General features: G+C 76.5%; 13 protein-coding genes and 1 tRNA gene. 5 read left to right on the forward strand and 9 right to left on the reverse strand.

The window, feature by feature from the left end; genetic code table 11:
• Positions 1-27: 27 nt before the first annotated feature.
• The 3 genes from IF73_RS40970 to IF73_RS0112005 all read right to left on the reverse strand — a co-directional run bounded on the left by IF73_RS40970 (position 28) and on the right by IF73_RS0112005 (position 4,132).
• A complete protein-coding gene (locus IF73_RS40970; RefSeq protein WP_158821989.1) occupies positions 28-198 on the reverse strand; it encodes a hypothetical protein in 171 nt (56 codons plus the stop codon).
• Positions 199-695: 497 nt separating this feature from the next.
• Complete coding sequence (locus tag IF73_RS0112000; protein ID WP_031006511.1) at positions 696-2,825, reverse strand: FUSC family protein; 2,130 nt, start codon at positions 2,823-2,825, stop codon at positions 696-698.
• Between the two features lie 158 nt (positions 2,826-2,983).
• Positions 2,984-4,132: a DUF2786 domain-containing protein gene (locus tag IF73_RS0112005; protein WP_031006513.1), complete on the reverse strand. Its 1,149-nt coding sequence runs from the start codon at positions 4,130-4,132 to the stop codon at positions 2,984-2,986.
• Between the two features lie 202 nt (positions 4,133-4,334).
• On the opposite strand from IF73_RS0112005, the gene IF73_RS0112010 reads away from it, so the two are divergent.
• From IF73_RS0112010 to IF73_RS0112020, 3 genes are all read left to right on the forward strand, one after another.
• Positions 4,335-5,192, forward strand: coding sequence for an ABC transporter ATP-binding protein (locus IF73_RS0112010; protein WP_078868028.1), 858 nt, complete (start codon positions 4,335-4,337; stop codon positions 5,190-5,192).
• Complete coding sequence (locus IF73_RS0112015) at positions 5,186-7,351, forward strand: FtsX-like permease family protein (protein WP_031006518.1); 2,166 nt, start codon at positions 5,186-5,188, stop codon at positions 7,349-7,351. The genes IF73_RS0112010 and IF73_RS0112015 overlap by 7 nt, the downstream gene beginning before the upstream one ends.
• Before the next feature lie 284 nt (positions 7,352-7,635).
• Positions 7,636-9,333, forward strand: coding sequence for a bifunctional 3'-5' exonuclease/DNA polymerase (locus IF73_RS0112020; protein WP_031006520.1), 1,698 nt, complete (start codon positions 7,636-7,638; stop codon positions 9,331-9,333).
• A gap of 78 nt (positions 9,334-9,411) precedes the next feature.
• Here IF73_RS0112020 and IF73_RS0112025 read toward each other — a convergent pair whose 3' ends face one another.
• Complete coding sequence (locus IF73_RS0112025; RefSeq protein WP_031006521.1) at positions 9,412-10,737, reverse strand: hypothetical protein; 1,326 nt, start codon at positions 10,735-10,737, stop codon at positions 9,412-9,414.
• A gap of 94 nt (positions 10,738-10,831) precedes the next feature.
• Positions 10,832-11,341: a SigE family RNA polymerase sigma factor gene (locus IF73_RS0112030; RefSeq protein WP_031006522.1), complete on the reverse strand. Its 510-nt coding sequence runs from the start codon at positions 11,339-11,341 to the stop codon at positions 10,832-10,834.
• Positions 11,342-11,540: 199 nt separating this feature from the next.
• Here IF73_RS0112030 and IF73_RS0112035 point away from each other — a divergent pair, with 199 nt between their 5' ends.
• Together IF73_RS0112035 and IF73_RS0112040 are read left to right on the forward strand one after the other, a co-directional pair.
• Positions 11,541-11,930 carry a DUF6479 family protein gene (locus IF73_RS0112035; RefSeq protein ID WP_031006523.1) on the forward strand — a complete coding sequence of 130 codons (390 nt, stop codon included), beginning with the start codon at positions 11,541-11,543 and terminating at the stop codon, positions 11,928-11,930.
• 1 nt (position 11,931) lies between these two features.
• Complete coding sequence (locus tag IF73_RS0112040; protein WP_031006524.1) at positions 11,932-12,708, forward strand: sigma factor-like helix-turn-helix DNA-binding protein; 777 nt, start codon at positions 11,932-11,934, stop codon at positions 12,706-12,708.
• On the opposite strand, the gene IF73_RS0112045 is transcribed toward IF73_RS0112040, so the two are convergent.
• The 4 genes from IF73_RS0112045 to IF73_RS0112060 form a co-directional block, all read right to left on the reverse strand.
• Complete coding sequence (locus IF73_RS0112045; protein ID WP_051716691.1) at positions 12,705-13,352, reverse strand: pyridoxamine 5'-phosphate oxidase family protein; 648 nt, start codon at positions 13,350-13,352, stop codon at positions 12,705-12,707. The two genes, IF73_RS0112040 and IF73_RS0112045, sit on opposite strands and share 4 nt — an antisense overlap.
• A 122-nt stretch (positions 13,353-13,474) precedes the next feature.
• A tRNA-Thr gene (locus IF73_RS0112050) sits at positions 13,475-13,548 on the reverse strand.
• A 96-nt stretch (positions 13,549-13,644) separates the two neighbouring features.
• Positions 13,645-15,204 (reverse strand): alpha/beta hydrolase, encoded by a 1,560-nt coding sequence (locus IF73_RS0112055; RefSeq protein WP_031006528.1) that lies wholly within the window; start codon positions 15,202-15,204, stop codon positions 13,645-13,647.
• A gap of 58 nt (positions 15,205-15,262) precedes the next feature.
• Positions 15,263-16,465, reverse strand: a complete 1,203-nt coding sequence (locus IF73_RS0112060; RefSeq protein WP_031006530.1) for a DNA polymerase III subunit delta' — start codon at positions 16,463-16,465, stop codon at positions 15,263-15,265.
• Between the last annotated feature and the right edge of the window lie 18 nt (positions 16,466-16,483).

Raw genomic sequence — 16,483 nt, forward strand, 5'->3', positions numbered from 1 at the left:
GCCCCGCCGCGGGTGGGAGACGGCCCGTCAGGCGTAGCTGCCGGGCAGCTCGACCAGGAGCCGGCCGTCGGCGGCGTGGAAGGCGACGGAGACGTCGTGGTCGGACGGGGCGGTGTGGGCGTACCAGACGCCCCAGCCGGGCCGGCCGGGCAGCTGGAGCAGGGTGGCGCGGGTGACCCGGCCCTCGGCGTCGGTCACCTCGACCCGTCCGGGGAGTTCCGGGCCGCCGTAGACGCCCGAGTGGAAGGTGCCCTCGCCCTGGTGGCTCAGGGCGGGCCGGGTGAGGTCGAGGTTGCCGTCGACGACGCTGCGGAACTGTTCGAAGCCGTCCGGGCCGGTCCAGTGCTTGCCCTGGCGGGTGAGCCAGAGGGTGTAGCCGCCGCCGGCGTCGACGCGCTCGCCGGAGCGGACGGTGCGCCATGCGGCGGCAGGGGCGGCGGCGACGGACGCCGAGGCGGAGGTGGAGGTGGAGGTGGAGGTGGTGTCGCGGGCGGGTGCGGCGGGGGGGGGGGGGGGCGGGGGGGGGGGGGGGGGGGCCGCCCCCCCCCGCCGTCGGGGGGGCGCCCGCCGCGAGCAGGTACTTCTTCATGGGTTCGCTCCTGGTTCCGGACGGTCTTCCACCCTTCTCAACTCTCCCCGCACCGGCTCCGGATGACAGCGCGGCGGAAGATTCTCGCGTGGGGCGGGGGTGGCGGTCAGCCGGTGGCGAGGGCGGCCGAGAGCTCGTCCAGGGCGGCCAGGAGCAGCCGCGCCGCCTTCCGCAGCAGCGGGTCGCCGACCTCCGTGTCCCATCCGGCGACGGTCTCGCGGAGGTCGTCCCAGGCGGGCGCCCTGCGCTCGCGGACCGCCTTGGCGCCCCGCTCGGTCGCCTCGCGCAGCGCCTCGGCGAGGCCGGCGGCGGCGGGCACCGGCGGGGCGCCGCGGTCGGGGAGGTGGGCCTCCAGGAGCATGGCGGCCCGCCCGAACTCGGCGATCGCGTGCCCCGCGTCCTCGGCCGCCGCGTGCGACAGCCCCCGGTGCCGCACCGGTTCGTGGACGGCCCGGCCCAGCGCGTCCTGCCAGGCCACGCGGGCGGCGCGGGCGGCGAGCAGGGCCTCGCGCACATCGGGGCTGCCGGGCCCGGCGGGGGCGGCGTACCGGGCGGCGACGGCCGCCGCGTACCGCCCCGAGGCGGCCAGCCAGTCGGCGAGCCGGCCGCGCAGCCGGGGCGTCTCCCAGGCGGGGTAGAGGGCGTAGCCGAGCATCGCGAGGAGGCCGCCGAGGAGGGTGAGGGTGACCCGGTCCCGTACGGTCTGGGTCACCCCGGAACCCTCCATTCCGAGGAGGAAGACGACGTACGCGGCGACGCAGACCTGGCTGACGGCGTACCCCGTCCGCATCAGCAGGTACATGCCGAAGGCGGAGAGGACGGCGAGGCCGGCGGAGAGGTACGTCCCCGGGTGCGCCGTCCGCACGACGGCGGTGGCGAGCGCGACGCCGACGAGGGTGCCGCCGAAGCGGGCCACCGAGCGGGCGTACGTCTGCGAGAAGTCCGGGCGCATCACCATCACGGACGCCATCGGCGCCCAGTACCCGTGGCCGAGGGGCAGCACCAGGCCGAGGAGATAGCCGGCGGCGGTGACGGCCGAGACGCGGAGGGCGTGCCGCAGGATCGGCGACCCCGGCCGCACCTCGGCCCGCATGGCGGCGAGGGCGAGCGGGGCGAGCCGGAGGAGGGTGGGGCGGGTACGGGCGGGCGGGGTGCCGTTCGCCGTGGTCGCCGCCGTCGTCGTCGCGCTCGCCGTACTCGCGTCCGCGCTCGCCGTACCCGCGCCCGCGCTCGCCTTCGTGCCGGTCTCCGTCCGGGGTTCCGCCGTCTCCACGACGTCGCCGAGGAGGGCGGCCAGGCGGAGGGCGGCGCGGTGGGAGCGGTCGTCGAGGATCGTGCCGGTGTCGGGGGTGCGGAGCGCGGCGACGGCGGCCGGTGGCAGCCGCACCGGCTCGCCGTGCCGGATGGCGTGCGCGGCGGCGTCGAGGACCTCCCCGGCCGCGGCCAGCAGTTCGCGGACGCGGTCGCGCTGCGGGCCCTCGGCGGGGGCGCCGACGGCCGGGTCCGCGAGCGAGGCGAGCACCGGCCGGATCCGCTCGGCGAGCCGCCGGGGCCCGTGCAGTTCGGCGGGGCGGCGCCGGGCCTGCCGGGGGGTGACGGCGGCGGCGCTGCGGGCGGTCATCAGCGGCACCGGGTCGAAGGGGGCGACCGGGTCGTGGCGCAGCCGGCGGGCGTAGTCCGCCTCGGCGGCGAGCGCGTCGGCGAGGGCGTCGCGCTGCGCGCCCCACGGCCGGACGGGGAGCAGCACGATCAGCGCGGCCTGGACGACCCCGCCCGCGAAGATCATGACGGCGTGGCCCGCGGCGGTCGCGACGGAGGTCGGCAGGGTGACCGTGACCAGCATGATCGCCACGTTGGAGGAGGCGATGAGGCCGGCCGTGGGCCCGGCCGCCCAGGCGAGCCCGGAGAGGAAGGTCCACAGCAGCAGGAGGGCGAGGAAGAGGAGCGTGTGGGCCCCGGTCAGATAGCCCAGGAAGGTGGAGACGGCGAGGCTGCCGCCGGAGGCGAGCGCGAGGGTGGGCCGGGGCCGCCAGGACCGCTGGAAGGTGGCGATGGCGGCCTGGAAGGCGCCGAACGCGGAGGAGGCGGCGACGGCGGGCCCGAAGAGCGCCAGCGAGAAACCGATGACGAGGGCGAGCCCGAGGGCGCCGCGGGCGGCGATGGCGGGGGCGAGCCGCCGCCGCTCGACGCTGAGGCCGGAGCGGGCGGTCTCCCTCAGCGCCCGGAGCCAGCTCATGATCCGAGCGTAGCGACGATCTCCCCGTAACCCGACATTTCACCCCACGGTTCAGCCCGGGGTACGGCGCTGCCCCACGACGTGGCTACGGCGATACGGCCGGGTTCCGCCCTGGCTAGCCGCGGCGGATACGGCGATTCGCCCGGGTTCCGCCCTGGCTACCCGCGGCGGTCCAGGCGGGCACGGTCCGGGGTGAGGGCGGCGGACTCGGCGGCGGTGGCGCCGTGGTTCCAGCCGTCCTCGTCCCACATCGCGCGGACCCGGGTGGCCCGCGTCTCCGGGAAGAGCTCGTCCGTGCGGGCGGACACCGCTACCTCGCGGGAGGCGAGGACCGGCAGGAGGGTCGGCGCCTCGGCGGCGACCCGCCGGGAGGTCGCCTCCAGGCGGGCGCCCAGCCGGTTCGCGTACGCGAGCAGGAAGGACTGCCGGAAGGACTTGGTGCGCTTGCGGCCGCCCTTCCGCTGCTCCGCCTCCGCGCGGGTCATCGCCGCCGTGCCCTGCACGAGCAGCGAGGTGTACAGCAGCTCGACCGGGTCGAGGTCGGCCTCGAAGCCGACGACCGTCGAGAAGCCGTACGTCTCGTTCCACACGGCCCGGCAGTGGTTCGCGGTCGCCACGGCGTCGAGCAGGATCGCCTTCGCCTGCTCGTACGGGGGTTCCACGCCGATCCGGATCGCGCCGGGCGTCTGCGCCGACGGGGCGCCCGCCGCGAGGCCCGCCTCGTCGAGGCTGTGCCGGGCCATCAGCTCCTGCGCCTTCGCGGTCAGCGCCTCGGCCTCCTCCGGGTAGCCGGTGGCCTCCGCCTTGGCGAGCAGCGCCCGGATCCGGGTGAGCATCCGCGGCTCCCCGACGGCCGCGGGCGGCAGGGTCTCGCCCGGTACGGGCCCCACCGCGTCGAGCCGGGGCAGCCGGACCAGCAGCCGGTACAGCTCCAGGACGGCCGTCGCGTACGAGAAGCGGTCGGCGGGCCCGTCCGCGCCGGCCGCCGCGTCCAGCGCGTCGAGCTGTCCGCGCCAGCGCCGGGGCAGGGTCGCGTACCGGGCCGTCTCGGCCCGCACCAGCCCGGCGAGCAGCCGCAGATGCTCCTCCGCCAGCTCGCGGCGGACCGTCCGCGCCAGGTCGGCGGGCTGCCAGCCGCGCTCCCACAGGGTCCGTACGAACTCCTCGCCGCGCCGCGCGAGACCGGCGTCGGCGGCCGGGTCGGCGGCGAGCAGGGACGCGGCCGTGTCGAGGGAGCGGTCGTCGCGGGCGTGCAGCGACTCCCGCAGCGCCCGTTCGACGGTGGACTCCCGTGCCTCGTCCCGCATGCTTCCCGTGCCCTCTCCGTACCCCGCGCCGACTCTCCTCCTCCGATGGTCTCAGGGCGGCGGGAGACGCCCGGCGCCCGGGCGGGGTACGCCCGGCCCAGCGGGGTACGCCCTGCCCCCGGTCGGGGTATGCCTGGCCCTACCCCCGGGACGCCCGGCAGACGGCGTGACCCGGGGGGTGCCGGAACGGTTCGCTGGAGCCATGACCAGCAGCCTTCCTCCCTCCGCCCCCGCCGCCGCCGTGCGGCTCCGGGGCCTCGTCCGGCGGCACGGGGACGTACGGGCCCTCGACGGCGTCGACCTCGACGTCGCCGCCGGGACGTTCACGGCCGTCATGGGCCCCTCCGGCTCCGGCAAGTCCACCCTGCTGCGCTGCGCCGCCGGGCTCGACCGCCCGGACGCGGGCCGCGTCGAGGTCGCGGGCACGGCCCTGGAGGGGCTGAGCGAGCGGCGGCTGACGCTGCTGCGGCGGGATCGGATCGGCTTCGTCTTCCAGTCCTTCAACCTGCTGCCGACGCTGACGGCCGCGCAGAACGTGGCCCTTCCGCTCCGGCTCGCCGGCCGCCGCCCGGCGCGCGGCGAGGTCCGGGCGGCGCTCGCCCGGGTCGGGCTCGCGGGCCGCGAGCGGCACCGGCCCGCCGAGCTCTCCGGCGGCCAGTGCCAGCGGGTCGCCATCGCCCGGGCGCTGATCGCCCGGCCCGCCGTCCTCTTCGGGGACGAGCCGACCGGCGCGCTCGACTCCACGACCGGCGCGGAGGTGATGGACATGCTCCGGTCCCTGGTGGACGAGGAGGGCCGGACGCTCGTCATGGTGACCCACGACCCGCTCGCCGCGGCCCGCGCGGACCGGGTCGTCTTCCTGGTCGACGGCCGCCTCGCGGGCGAGCTCGTCGCCCCGACGGCGGACACGGTGGCCGCGACGCTGGCGGCGCTGCGGCCGGCGGGGGCGGCGGCCGTGGGGGCGGCTGCCGTGGGGGCGGCTGCCGTGGGGGCGGACGAAGGCGGCACGGGCGCGGGCGCGCGCGTGGGGGCGGCGGAGACGGCGGGGTCGGCATGCTGAGCGTCGTACGGGGCGGGCTGCGGGCCCGCTGGGCCTCCTTCCTGGGCGGGTTCCTCGCGCTGGCGCTCGGCGTCGGGCTGCTCACGGCGACCGGGCTCGGCCTCGCCGCCGCCCTGGACCCGCCGGCCCACGCCCCCGAACGGTTCGCCTCCTCCCCCGTCGTCGTCCTCGGCCAGGACCGGCTCACCGTGGAGGTGCGGCGGGGCCCCGGAACCGCCCTCGTCTCCAAGCCGCTCGACCGTCCACAGCCTGTGGACACAGACCTGCTGCGCGAACTCCGCGCCCGGTGGACCCTGACCGAGACCGAGACCGAGACCGCGACCGCGACCGAGACCGCGACCGAGACCGAGACCGAACCCGGGCACCCGGTCGGCGCCACCGCCACCGCCACCGCCCCCGACGCCGTCGGGCTCGACGCCCCCGCCGACCAGGTCCGGGCCGTCGTCGGCGACCGGGCGCAGGTGCTCACCGGCGACGACCGCCGCCGCGCCGACCCCGGTCACGAACGCGACGGGCACGAACTCACCGGCCTCAACGCCCTCCTCGGCACCGCCGGCGGCGTCGCCGCCTTCGTCTCGGTCTTCGTCGTCGCCTCCGTCTTCGCCTTCTCCGTGGCGCTGCGCCGCCGCGAGTTCGGACTGCTCCGCACCGCCGGGGCCACCCCGGGCCAGGTGCGCCGGCTGCTGCTCGCCGAGGCGGCGGTGCTGGGCGTGACCGCGTCCGCGACGGGCTGTGCGCTCGGCGCGCTCGCCGCGCCGCCGATGGCACGGGCCCTGGTGGCCCGGGGCCTGGCGCCCGACTGGTTCGCGTCCGCCGCCGCCGGGAGCGCCGGATGGCCGTACCACCTGGGCTTCTGGACGGGCCTCTGCGTCGCCCTCGCCGGCGCGGCCGCCGCCGCCCACCGCGCCGGACGGACCGGCCCGACCGACGCGCTGCGCGAGGCCGACGTCGACCGGGACGTGCTGCCGCCGGGCCGGGCGCTGCTCGGCGGCGGGCTGCTCCTGGCCGGGCTCGGGCTGCTGGTGTGGACGTACGCCACCGAGCCGGAGGCGCTGCTCAAGCGGAAGACGTACACGACCCTGCCGATGCTCCTGACGGGCGGCGCGGCGCTGCTCGCCCCGCTGCTGGTGCGGCCCGTGGCCCGGCTCCTGCCGGTCCCGCGCGGCGGGGCCGTCGGGCTCCTCGTCCGGGAGAACGGCGCGGCGGCCGTCCGCCGGACCGCCGCCGTCGCCGCGCCGGTCCTGGTGACCGTGGCGCTGGCGGGGACGCTGTTCGGGGCGTCGGAGAGCGTGACGCTGGCGAAGGAGACGGAGGCGCGGGACCGGACGGCGGCGCCGTACGTCGTCGAGGGACGGACGGTGGAACTCCCCGGGACGGTGGAGGGGGGCGCCGTCGTCGCCGCCTCCGGGCCGACCTCCCTCTTCGTACGGGACGGGGCCGAGGCGCTCGTGAAGTACCAGGCCCGCGCGGTCGCCGACCCGGCCTCCTTCGCCGCCCTCGCCCGGCTCCCCGTCGTCGCCGGCGACCTGCGGGACCTCGACGACCGGTCGATCGTCGTCAACGAGGAGTTCGAGAAGCGGAAGGTCGGCGAGCAGGTGGAGGTGTGGCGGGCCGACGGCAGCGGTCCGGTACGGCTCCGGGTGGCGGCGGTGCTGGCCCGCGGCACCGGCGACAACGGGCCGTACGTCACCCGCGCCCAGGCGCCCGGCTCCGTGCTCGACCGGCTGGAGTCGGACCGGCCCCTGCCGGCGGCCGGCACCTCCGCCGCGGCGGCGCCCGTCAACGAGGCGGCCCGGACGGGGCTCCGCCTGATCCTCGTCCTGGTCCTCCTCTACACGGTGATCGCACTGGCGAGCACCCTGCTCATGGCCACGTCGGTACGCGGCGGCGAACTGGCCTCGCTCCGGCTGGCCGGCGCCACCCGCGCGCAGGCCCTGCGGGCGGTGACGGGCGAGGCGGTCCTCGCGGTCGCCATCGGCACGGCGCTCGGGCTCGCCGTGACCGCCGCGGTCCTCGGAGCCCTCGGCGCGGGGCTCGCCGCGCTCTCCGCGCCGGTCGCGCTGGCGGTCCCCTGGGCGCAGACGGGCGCGGCGGCGGGGGTCTGCGCGGTGGTCGCCGTCGCCGCGTCGGCGGTCCCCGCGTGGCGCCTCACGCGCTGACCGTCCATCGTGGAACAGGGCGGTGGCCGGGGTCGGAGCCGGGCCACCGCCCCCCCACCCACTGGCAACCTCGGCGTCGCCTCCCGCGGCGAGGCGGCGGCCCTCTTCCACGCGGCCGCGTAGACCTCGCCGCCGCGTAGACCTCGCCGCCGCGTAGACCTCGCCGCCGCGTAGACCTCGCGGCGGCGTAGACCCCACGGCCACCTCGCCGCGGCGTAGACCGCACGGGCCGTCCGGGATGTCGCGATCCGTCGCTGTCAGTGGCGGATGCCAGACTCGCACCCATGAGCGAGAGGTGGGCGCTGGCCCCGGAGCCGGAGGGGGAGGGCGCGGTCCTCGCCCCCCTCGGGCCGGACGGCACGCCCGCCGCGGAGCCGCGCCGCGAGCCGGACCTGGCGGCCGCCGTCCGCGCCCGGCCGGAGGTGGCGCGCTGGGTGTGGCGGTCGACGGCCGAGGTGTACCCGAGGCTGCTCGCGGCCGGCGTCCGCGTCGAGCGGTGCTACGACATCGAGGACGCCGAGCAGCTGCTCCTCGGCCACGAGGGCCGGCTCGGCGAGCCCCGCTCCGCCGCCGCCGCGTGGGCCCGGCTGCATAACGCCCCGGTCCCGCCCGACCCGCCGCAGCGCACCGCCGAGCCCGGCTCCCAGGACTCCCTCTTCGAGCCGAGACCCGTCGCCTCCGTCCCCTTCGAGGGCCTCCTCGCCGTCTACGCGGAGCAGCAGCGCCGCCACGACCGGGCGGAGCACCCGGGCCGGATGCGGCTGCTCACGGCCGCCGAGTCGGCCGGGATGCTGGTGGCCGCCGAGATGCACCGGTCCGGGCTGCCCTGGCGGGCCGACGTGCACCGGGAGCTGCTGCACGAGCTGCTGGGCGAGCGGTACGCGGGCGGCGGCGAGCCGCGCCGGCTGGCCGAGCTCGCGGACGAGGTGTCGGCCGCCTTCGGCCGCCGGGTCCGGCCCGATCTCCCCGCCGACGTGGTGAAGGCGTTCGCGCAGGCCGGCATCCGGCTGCGGTCCACCCGCCGCTGGGAGCTGGCGGAGATCGACCACCCGGCGGTGGAGCCGCTGATCGCCTACAAGAAGCTGTACCGGATCTGGACCGCGCACGGCTGGTCCTGGCTGGCGGACTGGGTGCGGGACGGCCGGTTCCGGCCGGAGTACCTGCCGGGCGGCACGGTCAGCGGCCGCTGGACGACCAACGGCGGCGGGGCGCTCCAGATCCCCAAGGTGATCCGGCGGGCGGTCGTCGCCGACGAAGGCTGGCGGCTGGTGGTGGCCGACGCCGACCAGATGGAGCCGCGGGTGCTCGCCGCGATCTCCCGCGACCCGGGTCTGATGGAGGTCGCCGGGCACCCCGACGACCTCTACACCCGCCTGTCCGACCGGGCCTTCTCCGGCGACCGCGACCACGCCAAGATCGCCCTGCTGGGCGCGATCTACGGCCAGACCAGCGGCGACGGCCTGAAGAACCTGGCGGCGCTGCGCCGCCGCTTCCCCCGCGCGGTCGCCTATGTGGACGAGGCGGCGAAGGCCGGCGAGGAGGGCCGGCTCGTCCGCACCTGGCTCGGCCGGACCAGCCCGCGAGCGGTCGGCGCGGGCGACGACGGCGAGGCGGGCCTCCCCCAGGAGGGACCCGAACAGCCCGTCGCGGAGGACGGGTTCACCCCCGGCTACGCCTCCGGGAACGCCCGGGCGCGCGGCAGGTTCACCCGTAACTTCGTCGTCCAGGGCAGCGCCGCCGACTGGGCGCTGCTGATGCTGGCGGCGCTGCGCCGGAGCCTGTCGGACGCCGGGATGCGGGCCGAGCTGGTCTTCTTCCAGCACGACGAGGTGATCGTGCACTGCCCGGCGGAGGAGGCCGCGGCGGTGACGGAGGCGATCCGGGCGGCCGGCGACGAGGCGGGCCGGATCGCCTTCGGGGCGACCCCGGTCCGCTTCCCCTTCACGACGGCGACGGTGGAGCGGTACGCGGACGCCAAGTAGCGCCCGCGTACCGCCGGTCCCGCCGTTCCCCGTTCCCCCGTCGCCCCCGTTCCCCCGCCCCCCGTCACACCGTCCGGCCTACTTCGCGGGCACCTTGGCCCACTTCGGGTCGAGCGCGATCGCCTTCAGCTGCTCCATGGTGAGCGCGGGCTCGGCCCGGGTGGCCGCCTCGTGCTGGGAGCCGGTGTTGAAGGCGCCGACGACGACCCGGAAGCCGTCCTTCGTCATGGTGTCGGCGGTCCACCAGACGACCCCCGCGCCGCCCTTCTCGCCGGGCTGCCGGGTGAGCTTCACCTTGCGGCCGTCGGGCAGGGTGGTGACGTCGCCGGAGCCGAAGAGGTCCCCGGCGACGTCGCCCATCCCGTACTGGACGTTGATCTGGACGAGGCTCCTGCCCTTGCCGTCGTCGACGACCACGTAGCCGAACTCGCCCTCGCCGCCCTTGCCGACGACCGTGAGCCCCTTCGGCATCAGCGAACGCAGCGTGTTGGTCACGCCGTTGCCGACGATCTGCGGCGGCGCCTGGCGCACCTTGCCGGGCTGGGCGGGCGCGGTGGGCAGCGGCGGGATCTGCTCGAACAGCGGCCGCCACGCGTCGGCGGTGACGAGCGCCCTGAGCTGGGCGGCGGTGAAGGGCGGGTTCTCGCGGCTGATCGCGGCGCCCTTCTCGGCGGGCGCGTTGTACTCGCTCGCGTCGATCAGGAAGCCGTCCGCGGTGAGCAGCACGGCCCGCCAGTTCTTGGTCTCCTCGCGCTTGTCGGGGTACTCGTACCCCTGGAAGACCATCCACCGGGAGCCGTCGGGAAGCTTCCCGGTGTCGCAGTCGTCGTGGGGGACGTACACCTGGTCGGGGCAGGTCACCATGTCGACGCCCGCTTCCGGGGAGCGGCCGGCGCGGGAGAGGAAGACGCTGACGCCGGCCTCGCCCTTGCCGTCGTCGTACACGCCGCTGATGCCCTGGCCCTTGCCGCCGAGGTCGTTGAACCGCCATTCCCCGGCGGGGGTGTTGGCCTTGACGACGTCCGCGATCTCGGAGAGGGGGATCTCCGCCATGCCCGGCTTCAGCGAATCGGAGGCCGCTTCCCCGCTCGACTCCGGGCTCGGCGCGGCGGTCGGCGAGCCGCTGGTCTTCGGGGCCGCGGCCACGCCCGCCTTGTCGGCGGGTCCGGCGGGGGTGACGACGGAGCCGGCGTACACGCCGCCGACGCCGACGGCGGCGAGCGCGAGGGCTCCGCCGGTGACGGCGAGGCGGCGGCGGAGCAGCCTGCGGCGGCCCCGGGCGAGCCCGCCGGAGACCAGCTCGGGCCGGCCGTCGAGGGCGAAGCTCTCGCCGGTGGTGCGCAGGGCCGAGCCGAGTTCGCCGGCGAACCCGGCGTCGGGGTCGTGGTGGTCGTGCTGGGACATGACGAGATCACCGTCTCTGCTTCGGAGGTAGGTAAAGGGTCTCGGGCGTCGGTGGACGGCCCGCCCGAGAAGGTGAAGGGGGCTCGGTGGCCGGCTAGCGCGTGGCGAACTCGGCGATGCTGCCGCCGAGCCGCCGGCGCAGTTTGCCGAGCGCGCGGGTGCAGCGGGTGCGGACGGCCGCGGAGCTGGTGTGCAGGGCGTCGGCGGTCTCCTCGACGCTGCGGTCCTCCCAGTAGCGGAGCACCACGACCGCCCGGTCCTTCGGGGGCAGCGCGGCGAGCGCGTCGAGGAGGGCGATCCGCAGCAGCGGGTCGGTGCCGTCGTCCGGGGTGTGGTCGGGCAGTTCGCCCAGCGGGCGCTCGGTCGCGGAGCGGCGGCGCTGGTGGCTGAGGAACGTGCGGACGAGGACGGTCTGGGCGTACGCGGCGGGGTTGCCGATCCGGGACACCCGGCCCCAGAGCGCGTACATCTTCCCCAGCGTCTCCTGCGTGAGGTCCTCGGCGAGGTGGACGTCCCCGCTGGTCAGCAGGCAGGCCGAGCGGAACAGCTGGCCGGTGCGTGCCGAGGCGAACTCCATGAACTCGTCCGCGCGGGACCTTCTCATGCCCCTCCTCTCCCTGGCGGTCGCGAGTGGTCACGGGCGGTCGCCCTGTGCGAGCGCCCTTCTCGCTGTCGTGCCGTACACCCCATCGACGCGACGGAGCCGGGGAAATGTTTCACCGCCGCCGGGAGAATCCGACGGCGACCGGAGAATCTGACGAGGAGAGGCATCCGAAGAAGCGGAATCGGGTAATCCTTTTGGTATGAACACTCTCAGCGCAGAGATCCTGGCCGCTGGGGTTTGGCAGTCAGGTCTGGGACAAGTGCTCGGCGGCCTGATCCTCGTCGCCGTCCTGATCGCGGCCTTCTGGTTCGGCTACCGCATCCGCACGCGGGAGCCCCGTCCACCGCAGCCCGACGAACAACCACACCGCCCGGACACCGGTGCGATCCCGGGCGAGATGTCGGAGTACCGCCGTCCGGCCGAGATGCCGCACACCGACGGCGAGCACCGGCTCATGCCGTACCAGCTCAAGGACAGCGGAACCTCCGGCACGGAGACCTCGCCCGATCCCCCGAGCGAGGAGAAGCGCAAGTGGGGCGGCATCTCCAGCGGTGGCTTCGGCAGCGGAGGCACCGGACACGGCGACTGACGTGCACACCGATCCGCGCACCCGGACCCGGCTGCGGGCGATGGCCTACGGCCTGCTCGGCTCCGCCCCGGAGGCGGACCGGGCGGTCCGGGCCACCGACGGCCTCCTCGCCTCGTACGGCCCCGGCCCCCGCGCCCGCCGGGGCCCCGGGCCCGTCCCCGACCCGGGACCGCCGCCCGAGGCGGTCCTGGCCCGGGTCTGCCTGGGCCGGCTGCGGGCCCGCGAGGCCCGCCGCACCGATCCGTGGGATCCCTGGTCGGACGCGCCGGACGCGCCCGTCCTGACCCCGGCGGAGCGGCTCGTCCTCGTCCTCCACGACCTCTTCGGCGTCCCGTACGAGGATCTCGCCCTCGCCCTGGACCGCGCCCCGGCGGCGGTCCGCCAGATCGGCGCCCGCGCGAGGGCCCGGGTCCGGGGCGCCGAGGAGATGCCCGCACCCGACCCGGCCCGGCTCCGGGCGGCCGTCGACGCGGTCCTCGCAGCCGCCCGGGAGGGCGACACGGCGGCCCTCCGCGCCCTGCTCGACCCGGACGCGGTGCTGCGGGCCGACACGGGGGCCGTACGCGGCGGAGTCCGGCCCGCCCACGGCGCCCCGGCGGTCGCCCGCGTCCTCGCGGCCCGCGCGGCGGTGGCCCGCCCGGTCCTGGTGGACGGCGCCCCGGGCCTGGTCGCAGCGCCGGACGCGGTCTACCGCTTCACGGCCCCGGCCGGCCCGATCACCTCGATCGACGTCCTGGCGGACCCGCCCCACCTGTCCCGCCTGACGATCTCGTCCTAGACGCCGTCTCCGGCCCGCTCGTCCGCCCGCCGGCCGGCCCGCCCGGCGATGTGCCCGGGCACGGCGGCGGCGAGCTCCGCCGGCAGCGCGGGATCCGGCACGGGCGTGCCGAAGGTGGTCACGACCGGCAGCACCCCGGCCCACAGGCCCAGCTCCGCGTCCTCGGAGTCCCCGTCGTCCGGCGGCCCGCTCCGCGTCTTCACCGACGCCTCGGTCAGGTCGAGCGCGAGCAGCGAGGTGGCCGCCAGCTCCTTCCGGCTGGGCCGGCGCACGTACTCCCACTGCCCCGGGCTGCTCTGCTCGGTCAGCGCCCGCAGCCCCCGCAGCTTCTCCTCGGGGTCGGTCACCAGCTCGGGCACGCCGTAGACCATGGCGCACCGGTAGTTCACCCCGTGCTCGAACACGGACCGCGCGAGGACCAGCCCGTCCACGTGCGTCACCGTCACGCAGACGGTGGACCCCGGCGCCTGGACGAGACTCCGGCTGGCCACCGACCCGTGGACGTACAGCCGGTCGCCCTCGACGCCGTACGCGGTGGGCACCACCATCGGCACCCCGTCCACGGTCACCCCGAGATGGCACAGCCACCCGGCCGCCAGCACGGCGTCCAGGTCCTCCCGCCGGTGCGACCCCTTCTCCCGCATCCGCCGCAACCGCGTCCGCTCGGTCGCGCCCAGCCCACTCCCGCCCACGCCGCCCCCTGCACGTCGAGTCCTCGAACCACGAAACCCCAGGTCAGAGTAGTTCTGACCTGGGGTTCCAAGTGAGCCGCCTTCGGGATTCGAACCCGAGACCTACGCATTACGAGTGCGTTGCTCTGGCCAACTGAGCTAAGGCGGCGCGCTGCGCGTCACCATGGTCGGTGCAGCAGCGTCGCCAAGTCTACACAGTTTCCGGGAGTGCTCCGACCAGGGTCGGAGCGGGGCGGTCCGGGGGTCATGAGCAGCGCTTTCCCTCGGCGGGCGGGGTGCCCTCCAGGAGGTAGGTGTTGATCGCGGTGTCGACGCAGTCGCTGCCCCGGCCGTAGGCCGTGTGGCCGTCGCCCTCGTAGGTGAGGAGGGTGCCGGAGGAGAGCTGGTCCGCGAGGGACTCGGCCCACTTGTAGGGGGTGGCCGGGTCGCGGGTGGTGCCGACGACCAGGATCGGGGCGGCGCCCTCGGCGGTGATGCGGTGCGGGCGGCCGGTGGCCGGGGCGGGCCAGTAGGTGCAGTTCAGGGCGGCCCAGGCGAGACCCGTGCCGAAGACCGGGGACGCCTTGTCGAAGGACGGGACGGCCCGCTCGGCGGCCGCCGGGTCCTGGTAGGCGGCGGGCAGGTCGAGACAGTTCACGGCGGCGTTGGCGAACATCAGGTTCGCGTACGAGCCGTCCGGCTCCCGCTCGTAGTAGCTGTCGGCCAGCGCCAGCAGCGCCGAGCCCTCGCCGCCGATCGCCCGGGTCAGCGCCTCCCGCAGCTGCGGCCAGGCGCCCTCGTCGTACATGGCGGCGATGACGCCGGTGGTGGCCAGGGACTCGCCGAGCTCGCGGTCCTCGCCGGTGGGGACGGGCGCGGCGTCCGTGGCGCGGAAGAAGGCCCGCAGGGCCTTCCCGGCCGCCGCGACCGAGCCGGTGCCGAGGGGGCAGTCGGGCCGGGTGACGCAGTCGGCGGCGAACGCCGTGAACGCGGTCTCGAAGCCGGCCGTCTGGTCCCGGTTGAGGTCGAGCGCCGAGAGGGACGGGTCCATCGCCCCGTCGAGGACGAGCCGGCCGACCCGCCCGGGGAACAGCTCGGCGTAGGTGGCGCCGAGGAAGGTGCCGTACGAGGCGCCGACGTAGTACAGCCGCTCGTCGCCCAGCACCGCCCGCAGGACGTCCATGTCCCGGGCCGTCTCCACCGTGGAGACGTGCGGCAGGACCGCGCCGCTGCGCTTCTCGCACCCCGCCGCGAACCGCCGGAACGAGGCCGCCAGCGCGTCGACCTCCGCCGGGTCGTCCGGCGTCTGGTCGACCTGGGTGTACGTGTCCATCTCCGGGCCCGTCAGGCAGTCGACCGGCTCGCTGCGGCCGACCCCGCGCGGGTCGACGGCCACCATGTCGTAGCGGGCCCGCACCGGCTCGGGGTAGCCGATGCCCGCGTACCCCTGGAGGTAGTCGACGGCCGAGCCGCCGGGCCCGCCCGGGTTCACCAGCAGGGAGCCGATCCGCTGCCCGGGGCCGCTCGCCCGCACCCGGGAGACGGCCAGCTTGATCTCCGGTCCGTCCGGGCGGGCGTAGTCGAGCGGGGCGCGGAGCGTCGCGCACTGGAAGCCCTCGACGCCGCAGTCCCGCCAGGCGAGCCGCTGGCCGTAGTACTTCCTCAGCGCCTCGGGCGACGGCGACGGCGAGGCGGCCGGGCGCGCGGAGGCGGACCCCGGACCCGCCGGAGCGGCCGCGTCGCTCCCTCCCGTACAGCCGGAGAGGATCAGCCCGGCGGCGGCGAGCGCCGTGGCGGAGGTACGGAGGAGACGCCTGGAGTCCATTCCCGGAGCGTATCCGGACGGGTACGCACCGTGTCCAATCGCCGGTTCCCGCGAGGTCTCAGCCGCGGAGGGCCATCGTCATCGCCTCGACCGCGAGCAGCGGCGCCACGTTCCGCTCCAGGGCCTCGCGGCAGGCGAGGACGGCCTCCACGCGGCGCAGGGTCCGCTCCGCGGTGGTGTCCCGGGCGATCCGCTCCACCGCGTCCCGCACGTCCTCGTTGGCCAGCGCCGAGCCGGTGCCGAGCTGGAGCGTCAGGACGTCCCGGTAGAAGCCGGTGAGATCGGTGAGCGCGAGGTCCAGGCTGTCGAGCTGGGTCCGCCGGCCCCGCCGCTTCTGCTTCTCCTCCAGCTCCTTCATCATCCCGGCGGTGCCGCGCGGCATCCGCCCGCCCTGCGCGGCGCCGAGCGCCGCCTTCAGCTCCTCGGTCTCCTTGCCGTCGATCTCCTCCGCGACCTGCTTCGCGTCCTCCGCCGCCGCGTCCACCAGCTCCTGCGCGGCCTTGAGGCAGCCGCCGATGTCCGCCACCCGCAGCGGCAGCTTCAGGACGACGGCGCGGCGGGCGCGGGCCCGCTCGTCGGTGGCGAGCCGCCGGGCCCGGTCGACGTGCCCCTGGGTGGCCCGGGCCGCCGCGTGGGCGATCTCCGGCTCGATGCCGTCCCGCCGGATCAGCACGTCGGCGACGGCCGCGACCGGCGGGGTCCGCAGGGTCAGGTGGCGGCAGCGGGAGCGGATCGTCGGCAGCACGTCCTCGACCGAGGGGGCGCAGAGCAGCCAGACCGTGCGCGGGGCGGGCTCCTCGACGGCCTTCAGCACGGCGTTGGCCGACTTCTCGTTGAGCCGCTCGGCGTCGGTGACGAGGATGATCTGCCAGCGGCCGGTGGCCGGCGAGGTGAAGGACTTGCGGACGGTGTCCCGCATGTCCTTGACGAGGATCTCCGTGCCGACGGCGGAGACCGTCGTCACGTCGGCGTGGGTGCCGACCAGCACCGTGTGGCAGCCGGTGCAGAAGCCGCAGCCCGGCGCCCCGCCCAGCGCCCGGTCCGGGCTCACGCACTGCAGGGCCGCGGCGAAGGCGCGGGCGGCGTCGACCCGGCCCGCGCCGGGCGGGCCGGTGAACAGCCAGGCGTGCGTCATCTTCGACGCCTCGGGGCCGGGCTCGCCCGCGGCCTGGGCGGTGACCAGCGCGTCGGCGTCCCGCGCGGCGGCGGCGAGCTGCTCCTCGACCCGCTCCTGTCCGACCAGGTCGTCCCATACGGCCATGTCTGCCCCTCCTGAAGG

This window comes from Streptomyces sp. NRRL F-5727 (assembly GCF_000719555.1).
GTDB lineage: Bacteria > Actinomycetota > Actinomycetes > Streptomycetales > Streptomycetaceae > Streptomyces.

Bases quoted from the DNA above. Each gene is read 5' to 3' on its own strand.
- IF73_RS0112000 (WP_031006511.1), bottom strand. From the start codon at position 2,825: ATGAGCTGGCTCCGGGCGCTGAGGGAGACCGCCCGCTCCGGCCTCAGC.
- IF73_RS0112005 (WP_031006513.1), bottom strand. From the start codon at position 4,132: ATGCGGGACGAGGCACGGGAGTCCACCGTCGAACGGGCGCTGCGGGAG.
- IF73_RS0112010 (WP_078868028.1), top strand. From the start codon at position 4,335: ATGACCAGCAGCCTTCCTCCCTCCGCCCCCGCCGCCGCCGTGCGGCTC.
- IF73_RS0112015 (WP_031006518.1), top strand. From the start codon at position 5,186: ATGCTGAGCGTCGTACGGGGCGGGCTGCGGGCCCGCTGGGCCTCCTTC.
- IF73_RS0112020 (WP_031006520.1), top strand. From the start codon at position 7,636: ATGAGCGAGAGGTGGGCGCTGGCCCCGGAGCCGGAGGGGGAGGGCGCG.
- IF73_RS0112025 (WP_031006521.1), bottom strand. From the start codon at position 10,737: ATGTCCCAGCACGACCACCACGACCCCGACGCCGGGTTCGCCGGCGAA.
- IF73_RS0112030 (WP_031006522.1), bottom strand. From the start codon at position 11,341: ATGAGAAGGTCCCGCGCGGACGAGTTCATGGAGTTCGCCTCGGCACGC.
- IF73_RS0112035 (WP_031006523.1), top strand. From the start codon at position 11,541: ATGAACACTCTCAGCGCAGAGATCCTGGCCGCTGGGGTTTGGCAGTCA.
- IF73_RS0112045 (WP_051716691.1), bottom strand. From the start codon at position 13,352: ATGCGGGAGAAGGGGTCGCACCGGCGGGAGGACCTGGACGCCGTGCTG.
- IF73_RS0112055 (WP_031006528.1), bottom strand. From the start codon at position 15,204: ATGGACTCCAGGCGTCTCCTCCGTACCTCCGCCACGGCGCTCGCCGCC.
- IF73_RS0112060 (WP_031006530.1), bottom strand. From the start codon at position 16,465: ATGGCCGTATGGGACGACCTGGTCGGACAGGAGCGGGTCGAGGAGCAG.